This window comes from Serratia aquatilis, from assembly GCF_044865145.1.
GTDB lineage: Bacteria > Pseudomonadota > Gammaproteobacteria > Enterobacterales > Enterobacteriaceae > Chania > Chania aquatilis.
This window is the reverse complement of the sequence record NZ_CP173186.1, coordinates 1,284,406-1,300,260: the sequence shown is the minus strand read 5'-3', so window position 1 is coordinate 1,300,260 and position 15,855 is coordinate 1,284,406. Positions and strand designations below refer to the sequence as shown.

At 48.2% G+C, this 15,855-nt stretch carries 13 protein-coding genes; 5 read left to right on the top strand and 8 right to left on the bottom strand.

Going from position 1 to position 15,855, the window contains the following annotated elements; translation table 11 throughout:
* Positions 1-5: 5 nt before the first annotated feature.
* The gene (gene lysA / locus SAQUA_RS05890; RefSeq protein ID WP_380673962.1) at positions 6-1,262 is read right to left on the bottom strand and encodes a diaminopimelate decarboxylase; all 1,257 of its coding nucleotides are present in this window, start codon (positions 1,260-1,262) and stop codon (positions 6-8) included.
* A 122-nt stretch (positions 1,263-1,384) separates the two neighbouring features.
* Between lysA and SAQUA_RS05885 the strand changes: the two genes are divergently transcribed.
* The gene (locus SAQUA_RS05885) at positions 1,385-2,308 is read left to right on the top strand and encodes a LysR family transcriptional regulator (protein ID WP_380673963.1); all 924 of its coding nucleotides are present in this window, start codon (positions 1,385-1,387) and stop codon (positions 2,306-2,308) included.
* Positions 2,309-2,358: 50 nt separating this feature from the next.
* Here the strand turns inward: SAQUA_RS05885 and SAQUA_RS05880 are convergent, their stop codons facing one another.
* Positions 2,359-3,267, bottom strand: a complete 909-nt coding sequence (locus tag SAQUA_RS05880) for a LysR family transcriptional regulator (RefSeq protein ID WP_380673964.1) — start codon at positions 3,265-3,267, stop codon at positions 2,359-2,361.
* Positions 3,268-3,377: 110 nt separating this feature from the next.
* On the opposite strand from SAQUA_RS05880, the gene SAQUA_RS05875 reads away from it, so the two are divergent.
* The 3 genes from SAQUA_RS05875 to SAQUA_RS05865 all read left to right on the top strand — a co-directional run bounded on the left by SAQUA_RS05875 (position 3,378) and on the right by SAQUA_RS05865 (position 7,121).
* Complete coding sequence (locus SAQUA_RS05875) at positions 3,378-4,262, top strand: MBL fold metallo-hydrolase (RefSeq protein WP_380673965.1); 885 nt, start codon at positions 3,378-3,380, stop codon at positions 4,260-4,262.
* 43 nt (positions 4,263-4,305) lie between these two features.
* Positions 4,306-4,944, top strand: a complete 639-nt coding sequence (locus tag SAQUA_RS05870; RefSeq protein ID WP_380673966.1) for a DsbA family protein — start codon at positions 4,306-4,308, stop codon at positions 4,942-4,944.
* 443 nt (positions 4,945-5,387) lie between these two features.
* A complete protein-coding gene (locus SAQUA_RS05865; protein WP_380673967.1) occupies positions 5,388-7,121 on the top strand; it encodes an ABC transporter ATP-binding protein/permease in 1,734 nt (577 codons plus the stop codon).
* Positions 7,122-7,747: 626 nt separating this feature from the next.
* Here the strand turns inward: SAQUA_RS05865 and SAQUA_RS05860 are convergent.
* Positions 7,748-7,924: a hypothetical protein gene (locus tag SAQUA_RS05860; protein WP_380673968.1), complete on the bottom strand. Its 177-nt coding sequence runs from the start codon at positions 7,922-7,924 to the stop codon at positions 7,748-7,750.
* A 1,732-nt stretch (positions 7,925-9,656) separates the two neighbouring features.
* On the opposite strand from SAQUA_RS05860, the gene SAQUA_RS05855 reads away from it, so the two are divergent.
* The gene (locus tag SAQUA_RS05855; protein WP_380673969.1) at positions 9,657-10,208 is read left to right on the top strand and encodes a tyrosine-type DNA invertase; all 552 of its coding nucleotides are present in this window, start codon (positions 9,657-9,659) and stop codon (positions 10,206-10,208) included.
* A 58-nt stretch (positions 10,209-10,266) separates the two neighbouring features.
* Here the strand turns inward: SAQUA_RS05855 and SAQUA_RS05850 are convergent, their stop codons facing one another.
* The 5 genes from SAQUA_RS05850 to SAQUA_RS05830 form a co-directional block, all read right to left on the bottom strand.
* Positions 10,267-11,916: an FKBP-type peptidyl-prolyl cis-trans isomerase N-terminal domain-containing protein gene (locus tag SAQUA_RS05850; protein ID WP_380673970.1), complete on the bottom strand. Its 1,650-nt coding sequence runs from the start codon at positions 11,914-11,916 to the stop codon at positions 10,267-10,269.
* Between the two features lie 412 nt (positions 11,917-12,328).
* On the bottom strand, positions 12,329-12,997 hold the full coding sequence (locus SAQUA_RS05845) for a LuxR C-terminal-related transcriptional regulator (RefSeq protein ID WP_380673971.1): 669 nt from the start codon (positions 12,995-12,997) through the stop codon (positions 12,329-12,331).
* Positions 12,998-13,062: 65 nt separating this feature from the next.
* Entirely contained in the window at positions 13,063-13,767 is a 705-nt protein-coding gene (locus SAQUA_RS05840) for a LuxR C-terminal-related transcriptional regulator (RefSeq protein WP_380673972.1), read from the bottom strand.
* 359 nt (positions 13,768-14,126) lie between these two features.
* Entirely contained in the window at positions 14,127-14,675 is a 549-nt protein-coding gene (locus SAQUA_RS05835; RefSeq protein ID WP_380673973.1) for a fimbrial protein, read from the bottom strand.
* Between the two features lie 70 nt (positions 14,676-14,745).
* The gene (locus SAQUA_RS05830; RefSeq protein ID WP_380673974.1) at positions 14,746-15,846 is read right to left on the bottom strand and encodes a fimbrial protein; all 1,101 of its coding nucleotides are present in this window, start codon (positions 15,844-15,846) and stop codon (positions 14,746-14,748) included.
* Positions 15,847-15,855: the final 9 nt, after the last annotated feature.

Below are 15,855 nucleotides of genomic sequence, written 5' to 3'. Positions count from 1 at the left end.
ATCGCTTAAACCAGTTCTAACCCAATCAGCTCTTCTATCGTTTGGCGGCGGCGTATCAGGCGAGGTTCGCCGTTTTCAAATAACACTTCCGGCAGTAACGGACGGCTGTTGTAGTTGGAGGACATGGATGCACCATAAGCACCAGTGTCATGGAATACCAGATAGTCCCCTACTAATGCCTGCGGCAACGAGCGGGTTTCGATACCACCGCCCGCCTGCTGGGTAAAGACATCACCTGACTCGCACAGCGGCCCGGCAATCACGGTCTCATGCAGCGGTTGACTTTCCAGGCTGCGGCCATCCGCAGGTAACAGCGAGATATGATGATAACTGCCGTACATCGCCGGACGCATCAGATCGTTGAAACCAGCATCGACCAAAACAAAATGGCGGGTGCCCATATCTTTCACCGATCGCACTTCTGCTACCAGTACCCCCGCTTCTGCCATCAGGAAACGCCCAGGTTCAATTTCCAATTTCACCGGATGACCAAGATGAGCGGCAACCCGCTCACGCGCACGATTCCACAGACCATAATAGTGCTCAGTGTTGATCGCCTCTTCTCCTTGCTGATAAGGAATCGAAAGGCCACCACCGGCAGAAATCGCACTGATATCCTGACCAAGGGCAATCACCTGCTGCACCATGGCATCGCATACGCGCTCCAGATGCTGATAATCCACACCAGAACCGATATGCATATGCAAACCGACCAGTTTCAAACCGTATTGCTGCACCTTGGCTACCGCCTGAGGCAAGTCGGCATACCAAATACCATGCTTGCTGTTTTCACCGCCGGTATTGGTTTTCTGGCTATGCCCATGGCCAAAACCAGGGTTAATCCGCAACCACACCGGATGCCCAGAGGAAGCCCGCCCAAGTTGCTCCAGCATATCGATGGAACCGGCGTTTACCGGGATTTTCAATTCGCTGACGCGTGCCAGGGTGGCATGATCCAACACATCAGCGGTGAAAATAATATCTTCGCCACCGGGCTCAAAACCCGCGTTCAACGCACGTTCGATCTCACCCAGTGACACCGAGTCTACCTTCACGCCCTGTTCACGCATCAGACGCAGAATATGAATATTCGAGCAGGCTTTCTGGGCAAAACGGATCACATCGAAGTGGCGCAGTTGTTCGATCTGCTGGCTGATAATGTCAGCATCATAAGCCCAGACAGGGCAGCCAAAACGTTGCGGCAATGCCAGCAGATTGGTGGCATTCAAGGCAGTAGAGGTGTCATTCAAAGCGCGTGGCATCAGGCTGTTCCCTTAATAAAATTTTCCATCATCATGCCGCCGAAAATCCTGCGTGAAAAATATCTATTTCGCCATAGTCTATTCATTTATGATATGGCATTCGCCGCCAGCGGAGTTCCACCATGCATGCGATTACCCTGCGCCAGATCGAAATCTTCCACGCGGTGATGACTACCGGCAATCTCACCGAAGCAGCCACCTTACTGCAAACCTCACAGCCTACCGTCAGCCGCGAGTTGGCCCGCTTTGAGAAGCTTATTAAATTACAGCTGTTTGACCGCCTGCGTGGTCGTCTTTATCCAACGGTTCAAGGCTTGCGATTATTTGAGGAAGTGCAACGCTCTTACTATGGTTTGGATCGCATTAAGAATGCCGCCGCAGGTATCCGCCAGTTCCAACAGGCGCAGCTTTCCATCGCCTGTCTGCCGGTATTTTCACAATCTCTATTGCCTGCCGTGTGTAAACCTTTTGTTGATCGTTATCCTGAGGTGAGTTTCAGCGTTATCCCGCAGGAATCGCCGTTGTTGGAAGAGTGGTTGTCGGCACAGCGCCACGATTTGGGCCTGACGGAAAATACCCTGACGCCAGCAGGCACCGAGCGCATGACGCTGATGACCCTGAATGAGGTATGCGTACTGCCTGCTGGGCATCGGCTATTGGCAAAAAGCGAGTTAACGCCACAAGACTTCCAGGCTGAAAACTTTATCAGCCTATCGAGCACGGATAATTACCGCCAATTGCTGGACGCTCTATTTAATGAACAGGGCATTGAACGCAGGATGGTGCTTGAGACACACAGTGCTGCCTCAGTCTGTGCCATGGTGAAAGCTGGGGTCGGTATCTCTATTGTCAACCCGCTGACAGCACTGGACTACGCTGGCAATGACGTCCATCTCAGGCCATTCAGTGTCGAAGTGCCTTTTACCGTCAGCCTGATCCGTCCGTTGCATCGCCCGTCCTCGGCGTTGGTTAGCGCTTTTGTGCAGCACCTGCACCAGCAAGCAGAACAGTTTCCTGCCCGTTTAGCCTCGGTGATAAAGCGCTAGGCTGTGTCCCTTAGCTGGACGCGAGCGCCGCTGGCGGGCAGTCGCGCCCTTTAGCGAAGCGTGGCTTGCCAGTCAGGATCGGTAGCAAACCAGGTTACCAAAAAGTCCAGCATGGTACGTAACGTGGCTGGCATTTGGCGGCGCGAGGTATAAATACCGTAAATCCCCATCACTAGCGGTGTATAGCCTGGAAGCAGTTCGACCAATTCGCCCTTCGCCAGCGCCGGTGCTGCTGAAAAATAAGGCTGTAGGGAAATCCCTGCACCTTGCAGCGTACCAGACAACAGCACAACCGACTCATTAGCACTGAGATTACCACTCACCGCCACCGCTGTTGTTTCTTCTTGACCGTCAAAATGCCACAGGCTTTTACCAAAGTAGGAATATGTCAGGCAGTTATGCACTGCCAAATCCTGTGGATGCCTTGGAGTACCGTGAGCGGCCAGATACGCCGGTGACGCGCAAACCACCGAAGCACACGTGGAAAGTGGCCGCGCTATCAGGTTAGGATCCAGTTCATTGGTAATACGCAGTGCCAGATCGATACGCTCCTCAACCAGATTGACCGCGCGATTATTCATTTGCAGATCCACCGCAACCTGAGGATGACGCTTCAGATACTGTGCTACCGCACCGACTACTGCCGTCTGGCCAAGCGATTGTGAACAGGAGATGCGCAACAGGCCACGGAGATCGTCACTCTGTGCGCTCTCGACCAGATCGATTTCCTCAGCCACCGCCAGCATCTTTCGGCAACGCTCCAGTGTACGCTCTCCGGCATCGGTAAGGCTCAGCTTGCGAGTGGTGCGATGCAACAATCGCGCACCGGTCCACCGTTCCATTTGTGCCAGGTAGCGAGTGACCATGGCACGCGACATCTCCAGGGTATCTGCTGCGGCAATCATGCTACCGCGATCGACAATGGTGACAAAAACTTCCGCAGCGGTAATTCGATCCATAACTCTCCCGATTTATGCAACTAACCATTGCTTATTATCCGATTTTTCTTTCACTTTATGCAACGTAATATCCTGCCAACCACAACGATCCTCCCTAGGAAACCCGCAAGATGTTTAAAAAATCGTTACTGATCCTGGCTTCTGGCTGTGCAATGACTTTAAGTCCCCTCGCCAACGCAGCCGACACGCTGACCATGGAAGTGTATAACCCAGGCGAAAAGAGCGTTTTCCCGGTTTCATCGGAGATCATCAGCGGCAAGAACGAGGTAGCGCTGATAGATGCTCAATTCCAGCGTAATGATGCCGAACAACTGGTGAAAAAAATCAAAGCTACCGGCAAAAAGCTGACCACGGTTTACATCAGCCACTCGGACCCAGATTTCTACTTCGGTCTTGACGTTATTAAAGCCGCATTCCCACAAGCAAGAATCATCGCCTCACCGAGCACGATCAAAGAGATCAACGCCACCAAAGAGAGTAAAATTGCCTATTGGGGGCCGATTCTGAAAGAGAATGCCCCTCAGCAGGTTATCGTGCCACAACCCTTGCAAGGCAACAGTTTCACCATTGATGGTCAACCGGTTGAAGTCAAAGGTCTGAGCGGCCCAACGCCAGAGCGCACTTACCTGTGGATCCCGGCGCTTAAAGCCGTAGTGGGTGGGGTCGCGGTGGCCGGTAACAATATTCATCCGTGGATTGCCGACAATCAGACTGTAGAGTCCCGTGCTCACTGGCAGCAAACGCTGGCAAGTATCAAGGCACTGCAGCCGCAGGTCGTGGTACCCGGCCACTTCCTGCCTGGCGCACCACAGACGCTGGAGTCAGTAACATTTACTGGACACTACCTGACTACGCTGGAGAGCGAGCTGTCAAAAACCAAGGATGCCGCTGAGTTGATCGCCGCCATGCAACAGCATTATCCCAATCTGCAGGACGGTGCGAGTCTGGAACTGAGTGCCAAAGTGCTGAAAGGCGAGATGAAATGGCCGCAGTAAATATTTGCTCTGAAAAATAATAGGTTATCAGCAGGACACTACCATGACGACACTACACTACATTTTCGATCCCTTGTGCGGCTGGTGCTACGGCGCCGCACCGCTGGTCAAAGCTGCGCAGACCATTCCAGGGTTAACCATCGCTCTGCACGCCGGTGGCATGATGACCGGCAACAGTCGCCGCCAGATCAGTGATGTATGGCGCAACTACGTCATGCCGCATGACAAGCGAATTGCCGAACTGACCGGTCAAACTTTCGGTGCAAGCTATTTCAACGGTTTACTGAAAGATAACACCGCAATCATGGACTCCGAGCCACCGATTACGGCCATTCTTTCAGCAGAGCGGTTGGCCGGGCGAGGCCTGGATATGTTGCATCGTATCCAGGAGGCTCACTACCAAGAGGGACGGCGCATCGCCGACTTACCAGTGCTGGTTACACTGGCTGAGGAGCTTGGCCTGGAGCCTAAGGCATTTGTTACAGAAATGCACCGCGACAACGGTGCATCGACGGCCCAACACATTACAGAAAGCCGTGCACTGCTGGCCAAAATACAAGGTGAGGGCTTCCCGACCTTCGCATTGCAGGATGTGACAGGCCAGTGGCATCAAATCCCAGTAGGGATCTATCTTGGCAATGTCGAGGCATGGAAGACGTTGCTGAGCAATGCGGTAAGTTAAGCTATATCCCTGAGGTGCCCTTCCAGCTAAAGGAGGGCATCTCATAATATGGCAAGAACAATCTCTGAATTAGAGCAGTCAACATATTTTTTACTTATCTATTTATTGTCAATCACATTTTTTCCCGCCAGTATGTCCTGTTCGACAAAGCTGCAGCGTTGTTAGCGACACAACTCAATACATCCGTGAAGTTTCCCCCTTTGAAGTCATCTTCAAATCAGTTGATGGCGGCATGGTTATTTAACCGAGTCGAGACTCAGGAATGAACCAACGGATTGGCTGGCTGCAGCTCGAGGGGCGGTGGGTATAGCTGCAGTAATATGCTAGGCGTGATTGGCCTTATTACAAAATGGTCAGCGGCGTCAAAACTGCTTACAAGTGCCAATTTGTTAATTCCCCGCCATACGTCCATCATAAAAGGAAACAATACATTCTGGATCATCATGAACAAAACGATTTCGCAAAAACATGCTGTCTGGCAGTTAATCAAACCTTTCTGGGTTTCGGAAGAAAAATGGCGCGCCTGGTCGATGCTGCTCGCAATCATCGCCATTTCACTGGGGTTGGTATACATCAGTGTACTTATTAATCAATGGAATCAGGTATTTTACGACGCCTTACAGAATAAAAACTACCCGGTATTCAAAGAACAATTATGGCGATTCAGCTATCTGGCGTTGATCTTCATTGTGCTGGCGGTTTACAAGGTCTATCTGACCCAAGGGTTGCAAATGCATTGGCGACGCTGGATGACGGAAAAATTCATGGGTAAATGGCTGGCCCATCAGTCTTATTACCATACCGAACAGCAGCAGCTTATCGATAACCCTGACCAACGTATTGCCGATGATCTCAACGTTCTGACCCAATATACGCTTTCACTTTCACTCGGTCTGCTCTCTAGCGTGGTCACACTCTTCTCATTCGTCGGTATTCTCTGGCATATCAGTGGGCCGATCAGCTTTGCGATCTCCCAATATACCGTTACCCTCCCCGGCTATATGGTGTGGTTTGCCTTGCTGTATGCGGTATTGGGCTCATTGCTGATCTGGTGGGTCGGTAAACCGTTGGTCATGCTTGGCTATAACCAAGAACGTTTTGAAGCAAACTTTCGTTTCGGATTGATTCGTATCCGTGAAAATAATGATGCCATTGCTTTGTATCAAGGTGAACCGCGCGAAAAACAACAGTTGAATAACCGTTTTGAGGCTATCCGCAGTAACTGGTGGTCAATCATGCGTATTACTCGACGGCTCAATATAGCCAGCAATTTCTATGGCCAGTTTGCCATAATCTTTCCGTTGCTGGTGGCTGCGCCACGTTACTTCTCTGGCGCTATCCAAATGGGGGGGCTGATGCAGATCGCCTCCGCTTTCAGCCAGGTGCAAGGGGCTTTATCGTGGTTTGTCGATGCATTTACTACCTTGGCTACCTGGAAGGCTTGCGTTAACCGTTTGGCTGGTTTTAATGCCGCTGTGGACCAGATCCACGACCAAACACGTGGTATCAGCCTGCAGCATGAGGACGGGCAGCCATTGGTACTGCGCAATCTTGGCATGACATTACCAGACGGACAGCCATTGCTGAGCCCGGCGGAGATGACGCTAAAGCGTGGTGAACGTGTGCTGGTCGTCGGCCCTTCGGGGTGTGGCAAGTCTACCCTGCTACGTGCCATTGCCGGGATCTGGCCGTATGGCTCCGGTGAAATCGCCCGCGATAAAAACCTGAGTACTCTATTCCTTCCACAGCGCGGTTATATTCCGATCAGTACATTGCGCGAGGCTCTGACTTATCCGCATCAGGATCGAGAGTATAGCGACCAGCAATTGCTGAACGTGCTGGAAAACTGCCGCCTGAAACATTTACGTCTCTCGCTGGATACCGTAGCAAACTGGAGCCATCGCCTTTCTCCCGGCGAACAACAGCGGCTGGCATTTGCACGGGCGATCCTCACCCGCCCGGACTTGTTGTTCCTGGACGAAGCAACTAGCGCATTGGATGATGAAACTGAACAACTGATGTATTGCCTATTAGTTGATGAGCTGCCTGATGTAACGTTAGTGAGCGTTGCACACCGCAATAGTGTGGCGAAATACCATCAGACCTGCTGGCGTTTCAGCCGCAACGAGGACGGCCCGGCACGGATGGCGATTAGCCCGCTGCCTGTTACAAGCTAAGCGTTATTGATACTGAGGGGAGAAGGGCTCTGCATCAAAAGCAAAGCCCCTCTCCCTATGAACAGGCTGTGCACCGCTAGGGGACAGTAAAGGGATACCCCGAAGGTCAGTTAACCCACTCTACCCCAACGTGCGTGACTAAACCTACAATCACGAGGATCAGGATCACGGCGACGGTGTACATTAAAATGCGGCGGGGGCTGTAAAAGGCCATCGGCTGTTCCTCTAATTAGAAAAGTGTTTACTGCCGTTACTGTTAGGCTGTGTCCCTTAATTATTATACTGCAAGTTGCCAATGTTGCGGCTCTACTCGGCTACTTGATCCCGTGGGGATACATCAAGTGGTGTTTCAATTTACGCTTTGCCGATTTGTGGACTTAAATAATACTAATTATCGACGCAGAGAGCTTAAACAGAGTCGTTCTCAGTTAAAAGAGGGTTTTTGAGACACGGATTGGCGGATTAGGGTTATTCGAACACATTGCTGCACTGCGCAGCACTTAATTGGCGCATTAACCCCGCGACTCACACACCTCTTCCCTAGAGCTCAAATGACTGCCAGCGGCGCTCGCACACAATCAATTCAGAGACACAGCCTAAAGGATATTGAAGTGTGATTCGGCTTATTAGCCGGATGCTGCCAGATTATCCGCTAAATCTGAGGAGACATTGGTCTGGTCTTCCGACAACCAAAGATCTTCAATAAAGCGCTTTTGCAGCTCATTCAATTGCCATGCGGCGGGAAGTATCGCCTTTTGTGGTAATTGAGTTTCTTCGCTGAATGTAAGTGATTTATTATCCATCGGCTCGTTCCTGACTACCCAGTTCCCAATAAATTTTTGCTTTCATCTTGCGCCAGAATGGCCCCTTCCCGTGGTGCTTTTGAGCAGGCATCTGTAAAGGGTGGCTGCAACCGCAAGTCATTATATACTCGTCATACTTCAAGCTGCATGGGTGTTGGCTACGTCCGTCGGCATCAGTCACATAGTGGGCTATGTTCCTGGCGACTTTCGGTATTGCCGCCTACATGCTACTCGAATTATTTAGAGTACACTTCGCCTGTCACATCTACTTTTACTACCACCAATTACTCGCCTCTTCGGGCAGCGAAAAACGGCATAGAAAGCACATCATTATGACTTCACCTTAGGCCTGCTACTTTGCGGCGTTCAAATCGGTTCCCGACCGATTTTCCAGGTAGATTGATCATCAGCTTAGAGCCTGACGCAACGCAAATTATGCCGAGCATAAGTCAATTGCCTCAATCCTTATTATCGTTTTCAGCAATCGGTGTACTAGTCTATTCCTATGGTATATTCTCAACAAATTAATTATTGGAAACATTGCTATTAAAAATTTGGCGACTCTCTACAGGCACATCATCGAGAAACCAACCGAGCCCCATTAACAAGTGTATGATTTAAATAATTATATTAACAGGCCAGACCATATCTACATTTGGCGAGGATAAAACCAGTCCCCTTCAACCAAACAGATAATTGAGACTATTAGGCTGTGTCCCTTAACTGCACGCGAGAGCCACTGGCGGTCATTTTCGCGCAGGGCAAGTCGTGAAGTCCTGCCTAACAAGGTGCAACTCGGTTGACTTAACGTTATCTGCGGTGATGTTGTAGCCCAAATTTCACCTTCAGACAGGTAAGTACCCTGCAGCGTCTCCATTCTTGGGTCTTGCATCACACCGCCATACGCTTGTCTGTTGACTGATGTGTTCACCCTCATCTATACCCAAGTTACTTCAAGTTGCATGTAGGCGGCAACTCGAATTATTTTGGGTATAGACTACTTTCATGATGACGTAAGTCATCATGAAATAGCCGAATTCCCATGAAGATGAAAAAAATTCACAATGCAATAAAATTAAGATATTTCTTATCGGAAATGCCGCAAATTAACCTTACTTTCATGAATGTTATAAATAATCTATTTCTCAGTGAGCAGACAGACAAAAAATCCATCTGAAAAAAATTTTAATGCTACTCAGGTCAAAGAAATGGAGAGAAAAGGCAATAACCTAGGAAACACTTTCACAACTCATATTAATTTCTTGTTGCGATTAATCAACATCAGACTATCGGATTTATTCTTCACCTGAATCTGCTACTGAAAGCCTGTTAATCCCATACCAACAGGTTCTGCAAGCTGAGAGTCGCTTGCTGTAATACAGAATACACTTTCATATTAATTGTGTAGAATCAAAGTCATCAACCGAAAAAAATAATTATCTTGGTATGTTTGCAACCTATTCCCCAGTCATAAAACCATTCATTAAGTGAATAAATTAAAGTGATTACATATTATAAACAATAGATTTATTTCTAGCTAGAAGGTTAATCTGAGTATTAACAACTGAACTTATATATCATGATATTTTGAAATAATTGGTTTACTTTCCAGTAAGTATGATATTTTACAAGAAAAATCTTAAACCAACATTTAATTTGCCGAGTCAGGTATTCGATGCTTAAATAACCCAGCTAACAGCAGTATTTACTTTCTGTAACGCAGGATAAAAAAATGAAAAAAAGGAAATATCTTAGTCATGTCGAAATTGAGAGGATGATATCTGCAATACCTGATGGGCCCAATGGTTGGCGAGATCGGTGCATGTTATTGATGTGCTTTATTCATGGATTACGCGTTAGTGAACTCCGTGCATTGCGCCTGGAGGATATTGATTTAGAGACAAACCGTCTGCACGTATCTCGTTTAAAGAATGGCTTTTCTGTCCAGCATCCTATCCAGAACCGTGAGCGTATAGCGCTGAACACATGGCTGTTACAGCGCCCACGCTATCTGGAGGCCGACAGCCCCTGGTTATTCCTTTCACGCCACGGCGGGCAAATCTCCCGCCAGCAGCTTTATCGTTTAATAAAGTCATACGGTGAATTAGCCGGTATCAGCGTTCGGGTACACCCCCATATGCTGCGCCACTCTTGCGGTTATGCCCTTGCAGATAAAGGGGTCGATACACGGCTAATTCAAGACTACCTCGGCCACAGAAACATTCAAAACACCGTTATTTACACTGCAAGCAACGTAGAACGTTTCAGAACAATACATATTTAGCCAAGTACTCACATCACGCTAAATTAGGCAACACGTATAATTTAGCCCGCACTGATTTTCATCTCACAGGAGCGACGATATCGGCAGGAGCCACAACATCTAGGATCTTCACGTTATAAACCATTGTAGACCCCGGCGGGATGTCAGGTGGTAGACCTTTATCGCCATAAGCCAAAGAAGGCGGTACTACCATCGTCATACTGCCGGTATTTTGTAACTTGGAAAGTGCTGACTTGAACATCGGAGGATAGCTACCCAAAGGTTGCTTGATCGATGTACCAGCGGCTTCCATATCTTTGATGACCTTGCCATCCGTCAGGCTTTCTTTTACCGCTACGGTGACAATACTGTTATCATCGATTTTTCCTTTACCTGGCTTATCGATACGATAGAAAAAGCCTGTGGGATCTTTCTTCACCAGCTTCTGCTTTTTAAACTGCTCGATATAGCGTAAACCTGCCGCCTCGGTTTTTAATTTACGCTGTTTTTCATTGGTGTTCACCGCGACTTCAGCGGCATCCAACGCTTTATCTATCTTTTCACGCGGTAACTTACTATTCCCGGCAAAAGTATCCTGTACTCCAGCTAAAGCCAGGCGGCTATCTACCTCTATACCGTTCGCCGCTTTCTCTCTGAGTAAGGCCAGCATGTCTTCAGCCAATGAACTCCCGATTGAATAATCACGGATTTCACGCTCAGTTTTCGGCTCTACCACGGTCTTTTGCAATGCGGCCAACTGTTGCTGGAGAACTCCGTTTTCCAACTGTTGCTCACCCATTGTTTCCTTTAAGGAGCTCAGTTGACTCTGCAAGTCCTCACTCTGTTTGCGGCTCTCATCCAGAGCGGCTTGTAGAGCCTGGCTACCTTTAGTTTTCTCGCTTTCAGACTGCGTTAGCGTATCCAACTGTTTCTTCATGGCAACCAGCTGTTGCTCTTTCTCCGCATTTTGATCTGTCAACTCGGTAAGCTGCTGCTGTAGTACATCACTCTGTTTTTTACTTTGCGCTACTTGCGCTTTCAATGCCTCACGCACGCCATTCTTGTCAGCCTGATCGACAGTCAGATCGTCGAGCTGTTTTTGCAATGCCGCAGTTTTCTGGTCTTTCTCGCTGACTCGCTTGGTTAACTCCGTCAACGCATTTTGCGACTCTTCAATCTGCTTACGCTTTTCGTTCAACTCAACCAGGAGTTCCTTGTTTTTCTGCGTATTCTCATTGTGTGATTGAGCCAATGCATCCAATTGCTGCTGTAAGATCGAACTTTGCAACTGACTTTTATCGAGAGCCATTCGCAACTGGCTGCTGTTCTTTGAATTCTCAACTTTCTGCGCCGTTGCGGTAGCCAGATCCTGCTGCATCTTTTCTGTAGACTGGAGATTTTCCTGCAGATTCTTTTTCAATCGGGCAACTTCATCACGCGCATTAGCATCTTGCTGTGCCGTTTGCCTGAGTTGTTTCAACTCCCGTTCTTGCTGGCTGAGAGTGGTATTCAACTGATTGATTTTTGCCTGTAGTTTTTTTAACTCAGCCACAGGGACGGAACTGGGTTCACTTGATTTTTTGCTCAATGAACGTTTGGCAGGTTTAGCTGTATCTCTTTCAACACTTGGGCTGACTGCATCCAGTTGAGATGGGGTCAATAAGAGTAGCGCAGGTGCTTCATCTACCTTACTGGTTATTGCATTCAACGACTCAAGTGTTGATCTCATGTCTTCTTTGGGGGGTTCCGCTCCCAAAGCGCAACCCAGAGGGAGCGTCATTGTAAATAAAAAACCGTACTTTAATCCCTGCTTCACTTAACTCACTCCCCTTTACGAATCAGCCCATTAAGAACGTCACGCACAAACTCCAGGCACGCCCGATTAGCATCGCATCTATGCAGTGCGCCTAAAATCTCTTTGGTGAACAGGGTAATTTTACCACGCAAGGAATTATATACCGAGGCACTTTTCAGCAGATTGTTGAAGTCTGACTTTCTGGTCGCATAAGCCTCAGAAACCAACATATGCGGCAAAACGAACGCCTACCTGCACCTTACCACTCCATTGAAGATGCAACACACTCCTGACCCGTCCTTGGTCAGGAGTGTCACTCGCCAAAGGCGAGCCTGATTTCAGGTCATCATTCGTAAGCAAATCGCTGAGCGATATTTTTTCTCAGCGAAAACAGCTCACTGTCACTCTTAACCCGCAATTTGCGCATGGCAGAACATTTGTGGGCACTGATGGTCTTGATACTGCGATGCTGGAGTTCTGCGATTTCCCGCAGGCTCATACCGTTGAACAAAAAGGTCAGCACATCATTTTCACAGCGAGTCAGGGTATTCAGGCTTGATACATCATCAGAATTGTTACGCGCCAGATAAGAACCAATCAGCGGGCTGAGTACACGTTCACCATTGAACACCCGGTTGAAGAACTCACTGACCAAACGCAGATCATCTCCACGTGAAACCATACTGATACTGGTTGTATCAAGAAGCTGGCACAACTCTTCACCTTTCTGGCAACGGGTATAAACAATGACGCGCAACTCCGGAAGTTGCTGGCTCAAACTCAATAAAGTTGCACAACCTTGAGCAGCGGTTTCATTCAAACCATTCAGCTCAGTGATAAGGATATCGACGGGTTTGTACAATATCGCTTCTGACACAGCCGCCATACTGGTTTCCTGTATGACAATCTCATTTTCGACATCGAGGTTATCAACAAAGCATGACAGCCCAGTCAATGTAAGCGGACTGCGATCCATCAAAGCCAAGACGTGCGGTTTTCGTGACAAAGAGGACATAGGGCTACTCCTGTATGAATATCTGCTCATTCCATCCCGGGAATGGGTGCATATCGGAATAAATGTCAGTGGGTAAATACTGGACCGGTTTTCGCCATCCACTTACCCTGTAAATACAGCTCGCCATCGTTATGGAAGCCAAGTTTGTGCATAGCATTACGTTTATGAGTACTGATAGTTCGGATGTCACGATGCATCATTAACGCCGCAGTAGTGACACTTTTGCCAGAAAATAGATAAGCCAGAACGTCCAGTTCACGGGCAGTCAATGCTTTACCACCGGTGGATTGGTTGGCTAACAGTTGTCTGACTTTAAGGCTGTAGTTACGGTGACCTGATATGACTTGCTGCACACATTGCGCCAGCGCGGCTGTTGGCTCCTGCTTGAGAACCAACCCTTTAATTCCAGATGCAGTTAGCAGTTGTAGCACGCGAGGATTATCGAGTGCGGTACAGACGATTATTGATGCCGCCGGCCAATTTTCCAGACAAAGTGCAATCAACCGCAATCCATCCAGAACCGACTCATCCTCACCACACAGTTCCATAATTATTAATTTTGCAGGATTATGCCGCATCAAAAGAGGAATTTCAGAAAGGTTACTGACTAACTCTACACCTGCTGCAAACCCACAATGCCGGGCTAAAATGTTACGCATACCGATCGCAGTAATTGGACAAGATTCCATTACAATTACACCCTTCCCTTTTTGTCCATATAAATGCGGGGAATGTGCACTTACTCTCTGATAAGTGTGAGCCGTTGTCATATTTATCTCCCTTTTTGCAGATTACTCTTTTCGTTAGGCATCATTCAAAGGCTGACATATTTTAGCATTCCCGCCGGCTTATTCTCTGAGGATGACCGCTCTCGCAACAGGAACCCAAGAAACAGATTAAAATCACAATCAAATAAAAAAAGCCCCGATTTAAAGCATTCCAGACACAGGTAAATAAAAGCCGTCAAGAGTATAGTGGGGCAATGCTCTGTTCGTGACGGAAAATATCACCAGCAAGGTACTAAATAATTCAAATTGCATAACAGCAGTAAGTTCGTAATCTCTTGGCAGCATAGATACCTATGCTGCCGGAAACACCTGACGCAAAAACTTGAAGTATGGCCAGTGTATTACTGGTAAGTAAATGCCACCTGGACAACACCCAGAATAGTGCCAGGAGTTACCCCCCCCTCCACGGTGTAAGCGCGGGCCCGCATTGGGAATGTTGCGTCGTGGGTTGCAAGGGTAACCGGAACCATCATGGTGCTGCTATTCCCCTGTCTGGTACCGCCGCCTCTGCTATCTTGCAACTCAATCTGAACCTTACCTGCGGTGCCGGTGTTTTTATACATATTTGCAGCACCCGTTTCAGTGGCTTGCGTACCGCTAAAGGTTGCAACAGCCTGGGTCGTAGCGTCAGGGCAATCTTTCAGATGCAGAGTAAAGTCTTTCCAGTCGGAGAACCGGTTTGGTGCCGCTAACGTATTTGCCTCAATGCTATCCCCCAGATTGACGCTAACATTACCCGCTGCATCATCGGCATCGACAACGCATGGGGAGGCTTTTATCGTCCCTTTAATCGTCAATGTTGCACCGGCAGCCAGCGTAGTAAAGCTGGCTCCCATGCTGGCTAACGCCAGACAGAGAGCCGCATTTTTAAATACATTTTTAAGATCCATCTCTATATCCTATTAAGTAATTATGTATTTACACTTTGCATATTAACCGCGTTTATCACGCACCCAGAAATTATTGAATTTCCACGTCAATGGTGGCTGTGGCATTAAACTGGCCCACCGCCGGGGCTTTGCCGGTGGTACTGATTGGGTATACATTCATCTCAGTACTACCAGTACTGTCTATTTGCCCGGTATAGTTCATATTTACCGGCAAACGGCCGCTGCTCGGAGAGATGATATTACCGTTGGCATCCTCAATCCTGACGGCAATATCACTATTGTCAGTTTGCAGTGCATTGCTAAACCTCGCGTCAGGGACTGCCTGCAGCAGCAGATTAATTTTCACCCCATCAGCAACGTTACGACAGGCAAGAGTGAGGACTTGATTCCTATTATTAAAACCTTCTGGTTTCACCCCTGCGGTTTTAAAGGAGTTTGACATAATATCGCCAAAATCTATGGTAATGGCTTGCGGGTTAATGTCACATTTCTGTGGAACCGTGACGCTGCCCGTCATCATAATAGTAACCGCTGCTTGTGGGCTGGAAACACCATCCTTTGAAGAGATATAGACGTTAATCAAAGGGACTGTGCCAAAATCTTGAGTTCCAACAAAAGCACGACGAAAACGGAGATGGACCTTTCCTTTAGAACCACTACCATAGTCCCATCGGCTACACTTTTGTCCTGTTGTTGTACCTGGAAAATCAGCAGGTGTTAACTTATTGGACACATTATTAAAAGGGACAGCGGCATAATCATTAACATTTCCTGCAATCCACACCTCGGCGGCTACCGCAAGAAATTCATTTATATTATAGGGTTGAAGAGTTTTACCACCGGCAATAATAGGAACATCCCCCAGCGGTAACTGCGATCTCGCAGAAATCCACGACGTAAACATTGTAGGCGGATTAGGGCAGTCACAGGTTACCGGATAAAGAGGCAGGCTGTCCCAAATACTTCCCGCAGCATTTTCTATCACCCTCCCAGCCACGTTTAATGCAGGATCATCGTAGGTCTTGGTAAAATCGAAAGTCCTAGTCACCGTGCCATCTGTCGGCCAGCAAATCCCCGAGCCCGCCGCCTGTACCTGCTGGGTAAATAGCAGGCCAGCAGCAACCACGCTACCAAAAACCGAGAAACGTAAAATAGATTTCAAATTTTTCATAGTCAACGC

Bases quoted from the DNA above. Each gene is read 5' to 3' on its own strand.
- SAQUA_RS05870 (WP_380673966.1), top strand. From the start codon at position 4,306: ATGACGACACTACACTACATTTTCGATCCCTTGTGCGGCTGGTGCTAC.
- lysA (WP_380673962.1), bottom strand. From the start codon at position 1,262: ATGCCACGCGCTTTGAATGACACCTCTACTGCCTTGAATGCCACCAAT.
- SAQUA_RS05850 (WP_380673970.1), bottom strand. From the start codon at position 11,916: ATGAGATCAACACTTGAGTCGTTGAATGCAATAACCAGTAAGGTAGAT.
- SAQUA_RS05860 (WP_380673968.1), bottom strand. From the start codon at position 7,924: ATGGATAATAAATCACTTACATTCAGCGAAGAAACTCAATTACCACAA.
- SAQUA_RS05855 (WP_380673969.1), top strand. From the start codon at position 9,657: ATGAAAAAAAGGAAATATCTTAGTCATGTCGAAATTGAGAGGATGATA.
- SAQUA_RS05875 (WP_380673965.1), top strand. From the start codon at position 3,378: ATGTTTAAAAAATCGTTACTGATCCTGGCTTCTGGCTGTGCAATGACT.
- SAQUA_RS05885 (WP_380673963.1), top strand. From the start codon at position 1,385: ATGCATGCGATTACCCTGCGCCAGATCGAAATCTTCCACGCGGTGATG.
- SAQUA_RS05880 (WP_380673964.1), bottom strand. From the start codon at position 3,267: ATGGATCGAATTACCGCTGCGGAAGTTTTTGTCACCATTGTCGATCGC.
- SAQUA_RS05865 (WP_380673967.1), top strand. From the start codon at position 5,388: ATGAACAAAACGATTTCGCAAAAACATGCTGTCTGGCAGTTAATCAAA.
- SAQUA_RS05845 (WP_380673971.1), bottom strand. From the start codon at position 12,997: ATGTCCTCTTTGTCACGAAAACCGCACGTCTTGGCTTTGATGGATCGC.
- SAQUA_RS05840 (WP_380673972.1), bottom strand. From the start codon at position 13,767: ATGACAACGGCTCACACTTATCAGAGAGTAAGTGCACATTCCCCGCAT.
- SAQUA_RS05830 (WP_380673974.1), bottom strand. From the start codon at position 15,846: ATGAAAAATTTGAAATCTATTTTACGTTTCTCGGTTTTTGGTAGCGTG.
- SAQUA_RS05835 (WP_380673973.1), bottom strand. From the start codon at position 14,675: ATGGATCTTAAAAATGTATTTAAAAATGCGGCTCTCTGTCTGGCGTTA.